At 58.5% G+C, this 16,184-nt stretch carries 12 protein-coding genes; 6 read left to right on the top strand and 6 right to left on the bottom strand.

What is annotated here, in order from left to right; translation table 11 throughout:
- Nucleotides 1-62 precede the first annotated feature (62 nt).
- From clpP to ppiD, 5 genes are all read left to right on the top strand, one after another.
- Nucleotides 63-686 carry an ATP-dependent Clp endopeptidase proteolytic subunit ClpP gene (gene clpP / locus ACTG2S_RS10655; RefSeq protein WP_005336979.1) on the top strand — a complete coding sequence of 208 codons (624 nt, stop codon included), beginning with the start codon at nucleotides 63-65 and terminating at the stop codon, nucleotides 684-686.
- Nucleotides 687-756: 70 nt separating this feature from the next.
- Entirely contained in the window at nucleotides 757-2,031 is a 1,275-nt protein-coding gene (clpX, locus tag ACTG2S_RS10660; RefSeq protein ID WP_005336977.1) for an ATP-dependent protease ATP-binding subunit ClpX, read from the top strand.
- 141 nt (nucleotides 2,032-2,172) lie between these two features.
- Nucleotides 2,173-4,527: an endopeptidase La gene (gene lon / locus ACTG2S_RS10665; protein ID WP_257687783.1), complete on the top strand. Its 2,355-nt coding sequence runs from the start codon at nucleotides 2,173-2,175 to the stop codon at nucleotides 4,525-4,527.
- A 240-nt stretch (nucleotides 4,528-4,767) separates the two neighbouring features.
- Nucleotides 4,768-5,040: a nucleoid-associated protein HU-beta gene (gene hupB / locus ACTG2S_RS10670; RefSeq protein WP_005315375.1), complete on the top strand. Its 273-nt coding sequence runs from the start codon at nucleotides 4,768-4,770 to the stop codon at nucleotides 5,038-5,040.
- Between the two features lie 150 nt (nucleotides 5,041-5,190).
- Entirely contained in the window at nucleotides 5,191-7,104 is a 1,914-nt protein-coding gene (gene ppiD, locus ACTG2S_RS10675) for a peptidylprolyl isomerase (RefSeq protein ID WP_058057477.1), read from the top strand.
- A gap of 252 nt (nucleotides 7,105-7,356) precedes the next feature.
- Here ppiD and ACTG2S_RS10680 read toward each other — a convergent pair whose 3' ends face one another.
- The 5 genes from ACTG2S_RS10680 to ACTG2S_RS10700 all read right to left on the bottom strand — a co-directional run bounded on the left by ACTG2S_RS10680 (nucleotide 7,357) and on the right by ACTG2S_RS10700 (nucleotide 13,599).
- Nucleotides 7,357-8,949, bottom strand: a complete 1,593-nt coding sequence (locus tag ACTG2S_RS10680) for an ABC-F family ATPase (protein WP_439982489.1) — start codon at nucleotides 8,947-8,949, stop codon at nucleotides 7,357-7,359.
- 167 nt (nucleotides 8,950-9,116) lie between these two features.
- The gene (locus tag ACTG2S_RS10685; RefSeq protein ID WP_274160949.1) at nucleotides 9,117-10,769 is read right to left on the bottom strand and encodes a cation acetate symporter; all 1,653 of its coding nucleotides are present in this window, start codon (nucleotides 10,767-10,769) and stop codon (nucleotides 9,117-9,119) included.
- Nucleotides 10,766-11,077, bottom strand: coding sequence for a DUF485 domain-containing protein (locus tag ACTG2S_RS10690; protein ID WP_040068110.1), 312 nt, complete (start codon nucleotides 11,075-11,077; stop codon nucleotides 10,766-10,768). Before ACTG2S_RS10690 ends, ACTG2S_RS10685 begins: the two co-directional genes overlap by 4 nt.
- A gap of 105 nt (nucleotides 11,078-11,182) precedes the next feature.
- Nucleotides 11,183-11,809, bottom strand: a complete 627-nt coding sequence (locus ACTG2S_RS10695; RefSeq protein WP_274160950.1) for a 3'-5' exonuclease — start codon at nucleotides 11,807-11,809, stop codon at nucleotides 11,183-11,185.
- A 2-nt stretch (nucleotides 11,810-11,811) separates the two neighbouring features.
- Nucleotides 11,812-13,599: a putative nucleotidyltransferase substrate binding domain-containing protein gene (locus tag ACTG2S_RS10700; RefSeq protein ID WP_274160951.1), complete on the bottom strand. Its 1,788-nt coding sequence runs from the start codon at nucleotides 13,597-13,599 to the stop codon at nucleotides 11,812-11,814.
- A 168-nt stretch (nucleotides 13,600-13,767) separates the two neighbouring features.
- On the opposite strand from ACTG2S_RS10700, the gene ACTG2S_RS10705 reads away from it, so the two are divergent.
- The gene (locus ACTG2S_RS10705; RefSeq protein WP_279498165.1) at nucleotides 13,768-14,574 is read left to right on the top strand and encodes a crotonase/enoyl-CoA hydratase family protein; all 807 of its coding nucleotides are present in this window, start codon (nucleotides 13,768-13,770) and stop codon (nucleotides 14,572-14,574) included.
- 70 nt (nucleotides 14,575-14,644) lie between these two features.
- On the opposite strand, the gene ACTG2S_RS10710 is transcribed toward ACTG2S_RS10705, so the two are convergent.
- On the bottom strand, nucleotides 14,645-16,144 hold the full coding sequence (locus ACTG2S_RS10710) for an alanine/glycine:cation symporter family protein (RefSeq protein WP_108611826.1): 1,500 nt from the start codon (nucleotides 16,142-16,144) through the stop codon (nucleotides 14,645-14,647).
- Nucleotides 16,145-16,184: the final 40 nt, after the last annotated feature.

The raw sequence follows: 16,184 nt of genomic DNA on the forward strand, positions 1-16,184 counted from the left end.
TGTTAAGTATAATGGCTCGTGTGATCTCCACTCGGGCCATTTTATTTTAGGGACAATGCCTTATGTACAAGAACTATAACGATATGACCGATTCTCCCAGCAATGCGCTGGTCCCCATCGTGGTCGAACAGACTGCCAAGGGTGAACGTTCCTACGATATTTACTCCCGTTTGCTGAAAGAGCGGGTGATCTTCCTGACCGGTCAGGTTGAAGATCACATGGCCAATCTGGTGGTGGCTCAGCTGCTGTTCCTCGAATCCGAGAATCCGGACAAGGACATCTATATCTACATCAACTCGCCGGGTGGTTCGGTGACTGCGGGCATGTCCATCTATGACACCATGCAGTTCATCAAGCCGGATGTCAGCACCGTCTGCATGGGGCAGGCCTGCTCCATGGGTGCCTTCCTGCTGGCTGGCGGCGCCAAGGGCAAGCGTTTCTGCCTGCCTAACGCCCGCGTGATGATCCACCAGCCGCTGGGTGGTTTCCAGGGTCAGGCATCTGATATCCAGATCCACGCCCAGGAGATCCTGAAGATCAAAAATACCCTGAATGAGCGCCTGGCGTTCCACACCGGTCAGGACATGGCTACCATCGAGCGTGACACCGATCGTGACAACTTCATGTCCGCCGAGCAGGCCGTGGCCTATGGTCTGGTAGACGGTGTCCTGAGCCAGCGTAGCTGAGCAGGGTGTCCCGGTCTGTTGTAAACTCAACAGGCCGATCCATCCTCTATTGATAAAACGAGGTTGCTGAATGACAGAGAAACGCAAGGGTGAGGGTGATAAGCTGCTCTACTGCTCTTTTTGCGGCAAAAGCCAGCATGAAGTGCGCAAGCTGATCGCTGGCCCTTCCGTCTACATATGTGATGAGTGCGTCGAGCTGTGCAACGACATCATCCGCGAAGAGATCCGCGAGATCTCGCCCAAGCGCGATGGTAACGAGCTGCCGACCCCTCATCAGATCCGCGCTCATCTCGATGACTATGTGATCGGGCAGGAGTACGCCAAGAAGGTGTTGGCCGTTGCCGTCTACAACCACTACAAGCGTCTGCGCAACAGCGGCGAAAACAGTGGTGTGGAGCTCGGCAAATCCAACATTCTGCTGATTGGCCCGACCGGTAGCGGTAAAACCCTGCTGGCCGAGACCCTGGCTCGTCTGCTGGATGTGCCGTTCACCATGGCCGATGCGACCACCCTGACCGAAGCCGGTTATGTGGGCGAGGACGTGGAGAACATCATCCAGAAGCTGCTGCAAAAGTGCGACTACGACGTAGAGAAAGCCCAGCGTGGCATCGTCTACATCGACGAGATCGACAAGATCTCCCGCAAGTCGGACAACCCCTCCATTACCCGCGATGTCTCCGGGGAAGGGGTACAGCAGGCACTGCTCAAGCTGATCGAAGGGACCATCGCTTCCGTGCCGCCGCAAGGTGGTCGCAAGCATCCGCAGCAGGAGTTCTTGCAGGTTGATACCTCCAAGATCCTCTTCATCTGTGGCGGTGCCTTTGCCGGTCTGGACAAGGTGATCGAGCAGCGTTCAGTGAAGGGAACCGGTATCGGTTTTGGCGCCGAGGTGAAATCCAAGGATGCCAAGGCCACCCTGAGCGAGACCTTCGCCAAGGTAGAGCCGGAAGATCTGATCAAGTATGGTCTGATCCCCGAGTTCATCGGCCGTCTGCCGGTGGTCGCGACCCTGACCGAACTGGACGAGTCTGCCCTTATCCAGATCCTGAAAGAGCCGAAAAACGCGCTGACCAAACAGTACGCGGCGTTGTTCGATCTGGAAGGTGTTGAGCTGGAGTTCCGTGACGACGCACTCAACGCCATTGCCCGCAAGGCGATGGAGCGTAAAACCGGTGCTCGTGGTCTGCGTTCCATCGTGGAAGCCGTGCTGCTGGATACCATGTATGACCTGCCTTCTCTGGAAGGGGTCAGCAAGGTGGTGATCGACGAGACCGTGATCAAAGGGGACTCCGCGCCCTTGATGATTTACGAAAATCCCGAAACCCAGGCTGCTGCATCAGAGTAAATGTCTGATTTTTAATCGAATGGAAGGGGCTTTTTGCCCCTTTCATGCTTTTTACGGTTTCGGCGATTGAATCTCATCTCTGCGCCCCCATATACTCAGCCAAGCGCTTTGCCAACGGTATAACAAGCCGAGAGGACATATATGAACCTAGAGCGTTCAGAACGCATCGAGATTCCCGTCCTGCCTCTTCGTGACGTGGTGGTTTATCCCCACATGGTCATTCCACTCTTTGTGGGGCGGGAAAAATCCATTCGCTGTCTGGAAGCGGCCATGGAGCAGGACAAGAAAGTTCTGCTGGTGGCCCAGAAGGATGCGTCAACCGATGAGCCAACGGTGGAGGAGATCTTCACCGTCGGGACAGTGGCCAATATTCTGCAGATGCTCAAGCTGCCGGACGGCACCGTCAAGGTGCTGGTAGAGGGTGGGCAGCGTGCCCGCCTGGAGCGGATGATCGACGACAAGGATTTCTTTGTCTGCGAGGCTAAGTACATCCCCTCCCAAGCCATTGAGGAGAAGGATCAGGAAGTACTGGTTCGCTCCGCCATCGGCCAGTTTGAAGGCTATATCAAGCTCAACAAGAAGATCCCGCCCGAGGTACTGACCTCGATCTCGGCGATCGATGATGCTGCGCGTCTGGCTGACACCATGGCGGCCCACATGCCGCTCAAGCTGGAAGACAAGCAGAAGGTGCTGGAGATCGTCTCGGTTTCCGAGCGCATCGAATTCCTGATGGCGATGATGGAGTCGGAAATTGACCTGCTGCAGGTCGAGAAGCGCATCCGTACTCGCGTCAAGAAGCAGATGGAAAAGAGCCAGCGCGAGTATTACCTCAACGAGCAGATGAAGGCCATCCAGAAAGAGCTGGGTGAGCTGGAAGATAGCCCGGATGAGTTTGAAGCCCTCAATCGCAAGATTGAAGAGGCTGGCATGCCGGAAGATGCCCGTGAAAAGGCCCAGGCCGAGCTTGCCAAGCTGAAGATGATGTCTCCCATGTCCGCCGAGGCTACCGTGGTGCGCAGCTATGTGGACTGGATGGTACAGGTGCCGTGGAAGGCGCGATCGAAGGTCAAGAAAGACCTTGGCAAGGCGCAAGAGGTGCTGGATGCCGATCACTATGGCCTTGAGAAGGTCAAGGATCGCATCCTCGAATATCTGGCGGTGCAGGCGCGCGTCAATAAGCTCAAGGGCCCCATCCTCTGTCTGGTTGGGCCTCCCGGTGTGGGCAAGACCTCGCTGGGCCAATCCATCGCCAAGGCGACGGGCCGCAAATATGTGCGGATGGCTCTGGGTGGGGTGCGTGACGAAGCGGAGATCCGCGGTCACCGCCGTACCTATATCGGTTCCATGCCCGGCAAGCTCATCCAGAAGATGGCGAAAGTCGGCGTGAAGAACCCGCTGTTCCTGCTCGACGAGATCGACAAGATGAGCTCGGACATGCGTGGCGATCCCGCATCCGCCTTGCTGGAAGTGCTGGATCCGGAACAGAACAACAGCTTCAACGATCACTATCTGGAAGTGGATTATGACCTGTCGGACGTGATGTTCGTGGCTACTTCCAACTCCATGAACATCCCGGGCCCCTTGCTGGACCGGATGGAAGTGATCCGCCTCTCCGGTTACACCGAAGATGAGAAGCTCAACATTGCCAAGCAGCATCTGGTTGCCAAGCAGATCCAGCGCAACGGCCTGAAAGAGTCCGAGATCACTATCGAAGATTCTGCTCTGGTCGGAGTGATCCGCTACTACACCCGCGAGGCGGGGGTGCGGAGTCTGGAGCGCGAGATCTCCAAGATTTGTCGCAAGGCGGTCAAGCGTATCCTGCTGGACAAGAGCATCAAGCACGTTCAGGTCAATCAGGAGAACCTCAAGGAGTTCCTCGGGGTGCAGCGTTTCGATTACGGCAAGGCCACCGACCAGAACCAGGTGGGTCAGGTGTGTGGTCTGGCGTGGACCGAAGTGGGGGGCGATCTGCTCACCATCGAGACCACCAACATGCCGGGCAAGGGCAAGCTCACTTATACCGGTTCTCTCGGTGACGTGATGCAGGAGTCCATCCAGGCGGCTATGACGGTCGTACGGGCCCGTGCCGAGAAGCTGCGCATCAACGCCGACTTCTACGAGAAGCGCGATATCCACGTGCACGTACCGGAAGGGGCAACCCCGAAAGATGGTCCGAGCGCCGGTATCGCCATGTGTACCGCCCTGGTCTCCAGCTTGACCGGTAATCCGGTTCGTGCTGATGTGGCGATGACAGGGGAGATCACCTTGCGCGGCGAAGTGCTGCCCATCGGTGGTCTCAAGGAGAAGTTGCTGGCAGCCCACCGTGGCGGCATCAAGCGAGTGCTTATTCCGAAAGAGAACGAGCGTGACCTTGAGGAGATCCCGGCAAACGTCAAACAAGACCTTGAAATTTATCCGGTTCGCTGGATTGACGAGGTGCTGGAATTGGCGTTGCAGGACAATCCACAGGGGTTTGAGCGCGTTTCTGTCGTGTAAATGTTGATGCGCCGCAAATTTGGCGCATTCGGCGGGTGGTTAAGGCTTGCATGCGCCCGATAACGGAAGTAGCCTTGACCACCGATCGGGTACTCGTGATGAGTCGCAATGCGTTGTGTGGCGCGGGTTTGCGCCAGATTGTCACTTGCAACTGATCAGGAGGCTTGCTATAAAACCTCCACTTGTTGTGGCCAGGGAAATCAGCGCCGCAGCGGTGTTTGATAAAAGGGGAATATAAGAGTGAATAAATCTCAACTGATTGACAAGATTGCAGACGGTGCCGATATCTCCAAAGCTGCCGCTGGCCGTGCGTTGGATGCCTTCATTGATGCTGTTGGTGAAGCGCTGAAAGAGGGTGACCAGGTTGCTCTGGTTGGTTTCGGTACTTTCGCTGTACGCGAGCGTGCTGCCCGTTCAGGCCGTAACCCGCAGACTGGCGCGACCATCGAAATCGCTGCTGGTAAAGTTCCTGCCTTCAAAGCCGGTAAGGCCCTGAAAGACGCTGTTAACTAAGTCGGTCGCTGATATCCGTCGGCTACCGTCCTTGGTCGCAGACCAGACAAGTTAGAGAGTCTTCTCTCATACTGATTGACCAAGGCGCATCGCAATCGGTGCGCCTTTTTATTGTTTACGCCCATCGAGTTCGGGAGCATAAGTACAAACATGATGTTGGATAAACTACGCGAAGGGGCGCAGGGCAAGGTAGCCAAGGTTATCTTGGGCCTGATCATCCTCTCCTTTGCCTTGGCTGGTGTAGGTAGTTACCTGAACGGCCCGGCCCGTACCGCCCCCGCCACCGTCAATGGCACCGAGATCAGTGCTGCGGCACTGGAAAATGCCTACCGTAACGAGCGCGCCCGCATGGAATCCCAGATGGGAGAGGCATTCAGCCAGCTGGCCGCGAACCCCGATTACATGAAACAGTTCCGTCGCGGTGTGCTGGATCGCCTGATCGATCAGGCGCTGCTGGACAGCAAGGCCCGTGAACTGGGTCTGCGTATCAGTGACGAACAGATCAAGCAAGCCATCGTGGCCATGCCGGAGTTTGCCGAGAACGGCAAGTTCAACAATGACCGCTATCTGCAACTGATCCGTCGTGCCGGCATGACTCCCGAAATGTTCCGTGACTCCCTGCGTCAGGACATGGTGCGTCAACAGTTGATGAGCGCTCTGCTGGGCACCGAATTCTCCCTCAAGGGTGAAGCGGAGCAGCTCGACAAGCTCTACAACCAGACTCGCGATCTGCGTCTGGTGCGTCTGGCTGCTGCCAACTACATGGCTGACGTTCAGGTCTCCGACAACGAGCTGGAGCAGTACTACAAGACCAATGGCGCCCGTTTCATGAACGACGAACAGGTCAAGGTCGACTATCTGCTGCTGGACGCTGCCAACCTCGCCAAGGATATCAAGGTCACCGAGCAGGATGCCCAGGATTACTACGATCAGCACCAGGATCTGTTCCAGCGTGCCGAGCGTCGCCATGTGGCTCATATCCTGATCCCGTTTGGCAAGGATGAGAAAGCGGCCGAACAGAAAGCAGAAGCCGTGCTGGCCAAAGCCAAGGCGGGTGATGATTTTGCTGCGCTGGCCAAGGCTGACTCTTCCGATACCTTCTCTGCCAAAAAAGGCGGCGAGCTGGACTGGTTCGAGAAAGGGGTGATGGATCCGGCATTCGAGAAAGCCGCGTTCGCCCTGAACAAGGCTGGCGATCTCTCCGGCGTGGTGAAGAGCCCGTTCGGTTTCCACATCATCAAGCTGCTGGGGGTTGAAGCAGCCCAGACCAAGCCGTTTGCCGATGTGAAAGAAGAGACCATCACTCGTCTGCAAGCTGACAAGGCCAAGGAGAAGTTCTTCGCCGAGCAGCAGAAGATGGCTGACAACAGCTTCGAAAACCCGGACTCGCTGGATCTGACCGCTGATGCCATGGGGATGAAGGTCCAATCTTCCGATTTCTTCACCCAGGCGACTGCTCCGGCTCCGCTGAACGATCCCAAGGTGCTCTCTGTTGCGTTCTCCGAACAGCTGCGCGATGACAACACCAACTCCGACGTGATCGAGCTGGCTGACGGCAAGGCGCTGGTGCTGCACATCACTGGTCACAAGCCCAAAGCGGTCAAGCCGCTGGCCGAGGTGAAAGAGCAGGTGATTGCCGCCATCAAGCATGACAAGGCTAGCGAAGTGGCCCGTGGTAAGGCCCAGGGCCTGCTGGACAAGCTGAAGGTCGGTGAGAGCATCACAGCCGATCTGACTGCACTCGGTCTGAAAGTGGAGACCCACAAAGGGGTTGCCCGCTTCGATCGCGAGCTGGATCAGAACCTGATTGCCCAGGCGTTCACGCTGCCCCATCCGATCGACGGCAAGCCGAGCGTGGCTCTGGTTGCCGAGACCAATGGTGACCGCGTTGTGGTTGCGCTGGACAAGGTCAACGTCCCTGCCGCCGCATCCGGCATGGCCGCCATGCTGCAAGCTCAGCTGGGTCAGGGCAAAGCTCAGGTGGATTACAAGTCTCTGATCGACGAGTTGCGCAAAGCGGCCAAGATCGAGTACTTCACCAGTGTGGAAGCGACCGTCGAGTAATCGGCACTGCGCAATCCATTGAAAACGGCTCCTTGATGGAGCCGTTTTTTTATCTGTGGGCAAAAGAGGGGGATACTCAAGCTCTGCTATCTGCTATCTGCTATCTGCTATCTGCTATCTGCTATCTGCTATCTGCTCTGTGGCGTGTAGTCACACCACTGCTATACGCCATCTCCGTCGACTAAAAACGGGATATAAAAAAACCGGCACCTGAGTGCCGGTTTTGCATTGCGCACTTGCGCAGGAGCGGGGTTATACCACGCCCTGGGTGCGCAGGTAATCCTCGTAGGTGCCGCCAAAGTCGCGGATGCCGTCTTCGCTCAGCTCCAGGATGCGGGTCGCCAGCGAGGAGACGAATTCGCGGTCGTGGGAGACGAAGATCAGGGTACCCTGGTAGAGCTCCAGTGCCATGTTCAAGGATTCGATGGATTCCATGTCCAGGTGGTTGGTCGGCTCATCCATGATCAGGATATTGGGGCGCTGCATCATCAGCTTGCCGAACAGCATGCGACCCTGTTCACCACCGGAGAGCACCTTGACCGGCTTCTTGATGTCGTCCTGAGAGAAGAGCAGACGGCCCAGTATGGAGCGTACAGCCTGCTCGTCTTCGTTCTCCTGTTTCCACTGGGCCATCCAGTCGAACACGTTGAGATCAGTGTCGAAGTCTTCGGCGTGATCCTGAGCGTAGTAACCGATCTGGGCGTTCTCGGACCACTTGATGGTGCCGGTATCCGGTGCCAGTGCGCCGACAAGGGTCTTGATCAGGGTGGACTTACCGATACCGTTGGTACCCAGAATGGCGACCTTCTCGCCCACTTCCATCATCATGTTGAGGCCCTTGAACAGTGGACCGTCGCCATAACCCTTGGATACACCTTCCACTTCCAGGATGTTGCGATAGAGCTTTTTGTCCTGCTCGAAGCGGATGAATGGGTTCTGGCGGCTGGAGACCTTGACGTCCTCAATCTTGATCTTGTCGATCTGCTTGAGACGAGAGGTCGCCTGACGGGACTTGGAGGCGTTGGCGCTGAAACGGGAGACGAAGGATTGCAGATCGGCGATCTGGGCCTTCTTCTTGGCGTTGTCAGCCAGCAGGCGCTCGCGCGCCTGGGTGGCGGCCAGCATGTAGTCGTCGTAGTTGCCTGGGTAAACGCGCAGCTCGCCGTAGTCCAGATCCGCCATGTGGGTACAGACGGAGTTCAGGAAGTGACGGTCGTGAGAGATGATGATCATGGTGCTTTCACGTTCGTTGAGCACCTGCTCCAGCCAGCGAATGGTGTTGATGTCCAGGTTGTTGGTCGGTTCGTCCAGCAGCAGGATGTCAGGGTTGGAGAAGAGGGCCTGTGCCAGCAGCACCCGCAGTTTCCAGCCTGGGGCCACTTCGCTCATCGGGCCGTTGTGTTGCTCGAGCGGGATGCCGACACCCAGCAGCAGCTCGCCTGCACGTGCTTCGGCGGTGTAGCCGTCATACTCGGCAACCAGACCTTCCAGCTCGGCGGCCTTCATATAGTCGTCGTCGGTGGCTTCGAGGTTGGCGTAGATGGCATCGCGCTCGGCGATGGCTGCCCACAGCTCGGTGTGACCCATCATGACCACGTCCAGTACGCGCATCTCTTCGTAGGCGAACTGATCCTGACGCAGCTTACCGATGCGCTCGTTGACGTCCAGGCTCACATTACCGCCAGTGGGCTCCAGATCACCACCGAGGATCTTCATAAAGGTGGACTTGCCACAGCCGTTGGCGCCGATAAGGCCATAGCGGTTGCCGCCGCCAAACTTGACGTTGATGTTCTCAAACAGCGGCTTGGCGCCGAACTGCATGGTGATGTTGTTGCTACTTAACAAGGTATGTGTCCCGATTGGTCTGTCAAATGGCGCGCATTATGGCACAGATCCCCCGAAAGTTTTAGCGAGAAGTGTGATCTTGATCGGGGCAAGCGGGGCGTGCAGCCGATTGATGGGCAATAAAAAAAGCCGGCGCGAAGCCGGCTTGGAAGGATGAACTTGATCTGTTAGTGGGAGGTGGCGCCAGAGGCCCCCAGCCCGGTTTGGGAGCGAACGAACTGCGGCAGGAACTTGGCATGCTCGTCGGCGGCGTTCTGGGAGCTGTCGGTGATGGAGAAGAACCAGATCCCGACGAAGGCCAACCCCATGGAGAAGAGGGCAGGGTATTCGTAGGGGAAGATGGCCTGGGCATGGCCCAACACTTTCACCCACACGGTCGGGCCCAGGATCATCAGGGTTACTGCGCTCACCAGCCCCAGCCAGCCACCGTAGACGGCGCCACGGGTGGTCAGGCGTGACCAGAACATGGAGAGGAACAGCACCGGGAAGTTGCAGCTGGCGGCGATGGAGAAGGCCAGGCCGACCATGAAGGCGATGTTCTGCTTCTCGAACAGGATCCCCAGACCAATGGCAACCACACCCAGCACCAGAGTCGTCATCTTGGAGACACGCAGTTCATCGGTCTCGTTAGCCTTGCCCTTCTTCAACACGCTGGCATAGAGGTCATGGGAGACCGCAGAGGCTCCGGCCAGGGTCAATCCGGCAACTACCGCCAGAATGGTGGCAAATGCCACGGCGGAGATGAAGCCGAGGAACAGGCTGCCACCGACCGCATTGGCCAGATGGACTGCCGCCATGTTGGTGCCGCCCAGCAGGGTGCCGGTGGCGTCCTTGAAGGCCGGGTTGGTGCTCACCAGCAAGATGGCGCCAAAGCCGATGATGAAGGTGAGGATGTAGAAGTAGCCGATAAAGCCGGTGGCGTAGAACACCGATTTACGCGCTTCCTTGGCATCGCTCACGGTGAAGAAACGCATCAGGATATGGGGGAGACCGGCGGTGCCGAACATCAATGCCAGACCGAGCGAGATGGCGGAGATGGGGTCAGCAACCAGGCCACCCGGGCTCATGATGGCGCTCCCTTTCTCGTGCACCTTGACCGCTTCGCTAAACAGGGCACCGATATCGAAGTTGACCGATTTCATGACCATGATGGCCATGAAGCTGGCACCGGAGAGCAGCATCACTGCCTTGATGATCTGCACCCAGGTGGTGGCCAGCATGCCGCCAAACAGCACGTAGAGCACCATCAGGATACCGACCAGCACCACGGCCACATGGTATTGCAGGCCAAACAGCAGCTCGATCAGTTTGCCGGCACCGACCATCTGGGCGATCAGGTAGAGGGCGACCACCACCAGCGAGCCGCAGGCGGAGAGGGTACGCACTTCAGTCTGTTTGAGACGATAGGAGGCGACATCGGCGAAGGTGTATTTGCCGAGGTTGCGCAGCCGTTCGGCGATCAGGAACAGAATGATGGGCCAGCCCACCAGAAAGCCGATGGAGTAGATGAGGCCGTCATAGCCGGAGGTGTAGACCAGCGCGGAGATCCCGAGAAAGGAGGCGGCGGACATATAGTCACCAGCGATGGCCAGACCGTTCTGGAAGCCGGTGATACGGCCACCGGCAGCATAGTAGTCGGAAGCCGAGCGGTTGCGCTTGGAGGCCCAGTAGGTGATGAACAGGGTAGCGGCCACAAACACCAGAAACATCACGATAGCGGCGACATTAAGGGGCTGACGCTCCACGGCGCCAGAGATTGCATCGGCCGCCAGCAGGGGAGAGGAGGCCAGTGAGGTCAACAGCAGCAACTTGCCTTTCATGATTGCACCCCTTTGAGGATCTTCTGGTTCAGTTCATCAAACTCGCCGTTGGCGCGAAAGACATAGACGCCGGTCAACACGAAGGAGGAGAGGATCAATCCTACCCCGACAGGAATGCCGCGAGTAATGGTCGACCCTTCGCTCAAGGGGGTGCCGAGCCAACCGGGGGCAAAGGCGATGAGCAGAATAAACGCCAGGTAGAGTCCCAGCATCAGAGCCGAGAGGGCCCAGGCAAAACGCTGGCGCTTGGCGACCAGCTCCTGGAAGTTGGGATCTTGCTGGATCCTCAGATAGCTTTGCTGTTCCATTGCAGTTCTCCATGACATGAGTGTCAGCGGTGGATGGGGTAACCCCGACGAGCAGGCAATCTGCTCATGTAAGCAAAATGTGAATTAAATGTTATTTCTCGACAATTAGACTTTGGGATAAGTGAGCGGTGAGCCGCAGGTCAGGCGCAGATAGATGAGCGCAGCCGTGGTGGCATCGGCAAGGGCGTCGTGGGCGGGCAGGGATGGGAGTTCAAGGTGGCTGCAGATGGCACTCAAATGGAGGTCAATAGCCGCATCGGGATAGCGGCGATAGAGGTGGTCGTGATAGAGCTGGCTCACCTCGATCCCTCGCTGGGGCAGGGTCAATCCCCACAATTTCTGGCAGGCAAGATTGAGAATGCGCAGGTCGTAGGCGATGTGATAGCCCACCAGTTCGCGCGGGCCGATATAGTCGAGCAGCAGGCGCAGTGCGGCTTCCAGCTCCATTCCCTGTTGCAGATCCTGATGGCGCAGACCGTGGATCACCACCGATTGGCTGGTCAGGCTGGCCGGTGGCTGTACTTTGATGGCGAGGGCCTCGCCGGTCAGCAGCCGGTTGCCCTGAATGCGCACCGCCCCGATGGAGACGATCTCGGCCTGCTCGGGATCGAGACTGGTGGTCTCGAAATCGAGGGCGATCCGTTCATCTTCGGGTGGGGTAGCAAAGAGCGGCGCGAACTCGCCCGTTCGGAACGCGCGGCCATACCAGTAGCGTCGAACGCGGCTCAACATGACTATTGTCTCAGACGAAAGTGCAAGGTGAGCCACTGCTGGAATTTCTTCACCTGATGCAGCGCCTGACGCAACAGATCCCGCTCGCTGTGGCTAAGCTCGCTTGTCTGCACCCGACTATTGCCTCCCTTTAGCTGGCTGCGCAGCCTAAGCCGGATAAAGAGCCGGAACGCCTCTGCCAGATTGCTGCCATAGTCGGCACTGAGCCGATCGGCGGCCACCAGTGCGTCGATACGCCCCAGGGTTGAAGTCTCCAGAATGCCTGCCTCAAGGGCCAACATGCGGATACCGTGCACCAGCGGGAACAGGCCGCCCCGCTTCAGATCCAGCCCTTCCGGTGGCTGTTCCAGCCGGCCAAACAGGGTGAGGGGGGCATGGAAGGCCACCGCCGGTCGCACCATCTCCGCCAGTAGATCCCGCCTGTCGGTCAACTGCTCGCGCAGCGCTCTGGCAACCGGCAGATGGAGCTGTCGATCCCCCGCGATGGGGTGAGCATCGGCCAGGGTGGCGAGCCAGAGCAGCTCATCCTCTTTTGCCGTGGTGCAGGCGCTGGCAATGGCGCTTTGCCACTCGCTGCCCGTTTTCACCCAGGCCGGATTGTTCACCATCACCTGCCCGGGGCACTGCGGGTAGCCGAGTCGCTCCAGCAGGGCGCTGAATTCGGCCAGATCGGCTGCCTGGGTGGGCCATGCCAGCCCCTCTGGCAGGATCAGGGCGTTGTCCTGATCGGTTTTGAGGATCTGCTCGCCGCGCCCCTCCGAGCCCAGCATCAGCAGGCAGACCTTATCCTGCACCTCGGGGGGAAGCACCAGCGCAAAGGCTTTGGCGATCAGCTGTTCATTGATGGTGGCGATGAGCTTCATCAAAAAGGCGGTGTGGATCCCTTGGGCAAACAGCGAGCGGGTCAATTGTTGCTGCTCGCGGGCGACCGCCTCCAGTGCGGGCAGGCTGTCGGCGCGGGCGATACGCAACGTCAGCACGTGGGAGTGGGTCGAGAAGAGCCCGAGCACCTGGGTCAGTTGCAAGATGCCCGCCACCTCGTTGCCACGCCACACCACCAGTCGCTTGATGCGATGGCGGGTCATCAGTAGCAGGGCATCAAACAGATAGCTCTCCAGCGGCAGACCAATCAGAGGAGTAGGGGTCAGCACCGAGAGGGGGGCCGTCAGCGGCAATCCCTTGAGGGTCAGGGCGTGGAGCAAGGTCTTGCGGGTTGCCAGCGTGAGGGAGCCGTCGTGGGCTGGGTAGAGCAGGCAATCGGTCCCCTTGCTCACCATGGCTTCGGTCGCCGCCAGCAGTGACAGCTTGCTGTCGACGATAAGCGGTGCCTGCAGGTGGCCGGGTTCGATGCGGGTCAGGATAAATTCCGCCAGATTCTTCTGCCCCAGTTGTTCGCGTTGCTCCTGTTGGCGCTGGCGCTCGGCCAGATTGGCGGTGAAGTAGCTGGCAAACTGCGGATCCTGCTCACAGAGCGCCAGAAAGGTGTGGCGAGGAATGAGCTGGCAGAGGCTATCTTCCAGCGCGGTGAAGCGGTGGCGGCAGCGGCCATCAAACTGGGCGCGCACATCGAACAGGTCATCGACCCCGTAATCACCAAACTGATGGTGAGGAGCAGACTCTTCCACCGCCCCCTTGATGATGAGATAGAGGCCGGGAGGCTCGTCCCCCTCCTTGAGCAGCAGATCCCCGGCCCGAAAATAGCAGAGCGAGAGGTGACGGGATAGCCGTTCGCGCGCCTCCTCATCCAGTCGGTCGAACGGTGGTCTGGCAAAATTGAACAGGGTTGACATGACAGCGTCCTCTGCTGGCTTGCGGCACTCATGCAGCTCCCAGTGTGACAAAGGGAGGGGGAGGCGACCAGCCGACTTTAGTCTCAGCTGTACCGCCTGTTCACACTCTGATAACGTGGTGGTATGACCAGTGAGTCAGTTTCAGGGATCAAGGAGAGGACAAGGGAGATGGAAAAACCAAGGATCAAGTGCGAGATCCACGACGGGATTGCCGAAGTGATGCTGACGCGGGGGGACAAACTCAATGCGCTGGACCGCGCCATGTTCAGCGCCATCGACGAGACGCTGACGCAGCTCGCCCGGCACAAGGGGCTGCGGGCGGTGATCCTGCATGGCGAGGGGCGTGCCTTCTGCGCCGGGCTGGATGTGAAATCCATGCTGAGACAGCCGGTGGCAGCGCTCGATATTCTAAAGCGTGAGGCGGACGAGGCGACCAATCTGGCCCAGCGGGTTGCTTATGGCTGGCACCAGCTGCCTGTGCCGGTGATTGCGGTGACCCAGGGAGTCTGTTTTGGCGGTGGCTTGCAGATTGCGCTCGGGGCCGATTTTCGCTTCAGCACCCCCGATTGCCGCTTCTCGGTGATGGAGATCAAGTGGGGGATCATCCCCGACATGAGTGGCAGCGTCACTATGCGCAATCTGATGGGAGTGGATACCGCCATGGAGCTGGCCATGAGCGGGCGCGAGCTCGATGCCATCGAGGCCAAATCTCTCGGGATGGTGAGCCGGGTCTGCGCCGATCCACTGGTGGAGGCGCGGGAGTTTGCCCGCACCCTGATCACCAAGTCGCCCGATGCGCTGGCGGGGATCAAGCAGCTCTACAGCCAGGCCTGGGCTCGTAGTGACGAGGCGATGCTCAAAGAGGAGACCCGGTTGCAAAAGCAGATCCTGGGGCGACCCAATCAGTGGCGGGCCACCCTTAACAGCCTGTTTCGCTGGCGGCTGCCATTCGGGCCGCGCCGCAATCCGCTCTGAGATGAGGTGACAGGAAAAAGAAATGGCAGCCGAGGCTGCCATTTTTATTGATGTCTTATGTCGTTCTGGTTCAGGAGGTCTTGCGATCCTGATCCGGTTCGAACTGATGGCCTGATTTCTCCCGCTCCAGGTTCTCTTCGGAGCGTTTGCCCACCCAGTAATCGGCGTTCTTGATGCCGAGCTTCTCCGGGTGGAATACGGGGTCAATCCCTTGTGCCTGCTGCGCTTCATAATCCTTCAGACAGGTGAAGGCGGTCTTTTGCAGCAGCAGGATGGCGATGATGTTGAGCCATGCCATCAGGCCAACCCCGATATCACCCATGCCCCACGCCAGATCTGCCGTCTTGACGGTGCCGTAGACAGTGGCAGCCATCAGCGCAATCTTCAGCAAGAAGGTGAGCCAGGGGCGATTAATCTTGCGGTTGATGTAGGCGATGTTGGTTTCGGCGATGTAGTAGTAGGCAACGATGGTGGTGAACGCGAAGAAGAACAGCGCGATAGCCACGAAAATGCTGCCAAAGCCCGGCATCATGCTCTCCATGGCGGTCTGCACATAGCCCGGGCCTGCTGCGATACCGGCAATACCCGTGTAGATGGCGGCGCCGTCCGGCCCTTGTACGTTATAGAGGCCGGTTATCAGCAGCATAAAGCCGGTGGCGGAGCAGACGAACAGGGTGTCGATATAGACGGAGAACGCCTGCACCAGACCTTGCTTGGCCGGGTGACTCACTGCCGCAGCAGAGGAGGCGTGCGGTCCGGTACCCTGACCCGCTTCGTTGGAGTAGACCCCGCGTTTTACCCCCCACATGATGGCCAGACCCAGAATGGCACCGAAACCGGCATCCAGACCGAAGGCGCTCTTCCAGATCAGCAGGATCACGCCCGGCAGCTGGCCGATATTCAGGGCGATGATGACGCAAGCCACGATGATGTAGCCCAGCGCCATAAAGGGCACCACGGTACTGGCGAAGCTGGCGATACGCTTGACGCCGCCGAAGATAATAAAGCCGAGCAGCAGCGCCAGACCGGCGGCGGTGACGTTCGGATCGATATTAAAGGCGGTCTGCAGGCTGGAGCCGATGGAGTTGGCCTGCACGCCCGGCAGCAGCACGCCGCAGGCGAAGACGGTAGCGATGGCGAAGGTCCAGGCGTACCACTTCATGCCAAGCCCTTTCTCGATGTAGAAGGCCGGGCCGCCGCGGTATTCACCGTTGATCTTCTCTTTGTAAACCTGACCCAGGGTGGACTCCACGAAAGCAGAGCTGGCGCCGAGGAAGGCAACCATCCACATCCAGAACAGGGCGCCCGGACCACCGAAGGTGATGGCGGTGGCCACACCGGCGATGTTACCGGTACCCACGCGACCGGCCAGGGTCATGGCCAGCGCCTGGAAGGAGGAGACACCAGCATCGGTGCTCTTGCCATCAAACATCAGGCGCACCATCTCTTTCATATGACGCAGTTGCAAAAAACGGGTGCGCAGGGAGAAGTAAAGACCGACCCCCAGACACAGGTAGATGAGCGCAGGGCTCCAGATTACACCATTGATGGCATTGACGATTTCATTCATGTACAACAACTCCTTTGTTGTGTTTGTGGCGCTGTCTTGG

It is taken from the genome of Aeromonas sp. 82P, assembly GCF_051919365.1.
In the GTDB taxonomy this organism is placed as follows: Bacteria; Pseudomonadota; Gammaproteobacteria; order Enterobacterales; family Aeromonadaceae; genus Aeromonas; species Aeromonas veronii.

What these genes read in the sequence shown, in the direction of transcription:
- ACTG2S_RS10690 (WP_040068110.1), bottom strand. Translation starts at nt 11,077, where the DNA reads ATGGAACAGCAAAGCTATCTGAGGATCCAGCAAGATCCCAACTTCCAG.
- clpP (WP_005336979.1), top strand. Translation starts at nt 63, where the DNA reads ATGTACAAGAACTATAACGATATGACCGATTCTCCCAGCAATGCGCTG.
- clpX (WP_005336977.1), top strand. Translation starts at nt 757, where the DNA reads ATGACAGAGAAACGCAAGGGTGAGGGTGATAAGCTGCTCTACTGCTCT.
- ACTG2S_RS10695 (WP_274160950.1), bottom strand. Translation starts at nt 11,809, where the DNA reads ATGTTGAGCCGCGTTCGACGCTACTGGTATGGCCGCGCGTTCCGAACG.
- ACTG2S_RS10705 (WP_279498165.1), top strand. Translation starts at nt 13,768, where the DNA reads ATGGAAAAACCAAGGATCAAGTGCGAGATCCACGACGGGATTGCCGAA.
- ACTG2S_RS10710 (WP_108611826.1), bottom strand. Translation starts at nt 16,144, where the DNA reads ATGAATGAAATCGTCAATGCCATCAATGGTGTAATCTGGAGCCCTGCG.
- ACTG2S_RS10700 (WP_274160951.1), bottom strand. Translation starts at nt 13,599, where the DNA reads ATGTCAACCCTGTTCAATTTTGCCAGACCACCGTTCGACCGACTGGAT.
- ACTG2S_RS10685 (WP_274160949.1), bottom strand. Translation starts at nt 10,769, where the DNA reads ATGAAAGGCAAGTTGCTGCTGTTGACCTCACTGGCCTCCTCTCCCCTG.
- lon (WP_257687783.1), top strand. Translation starts at nt 2,173, where the DNA reads ATGAACCTAGAGCGTTCAGAACGCATCGAGATTCCCGTCCTGCCTCTT.
- ppiD (WP_058057477.1), top strand. Translation starts at nt 5,191, where the DNA reads ATGATGTTGGATAAACTACGCGAAGGGGCGCAGGGCAAGGTAGCCAAG.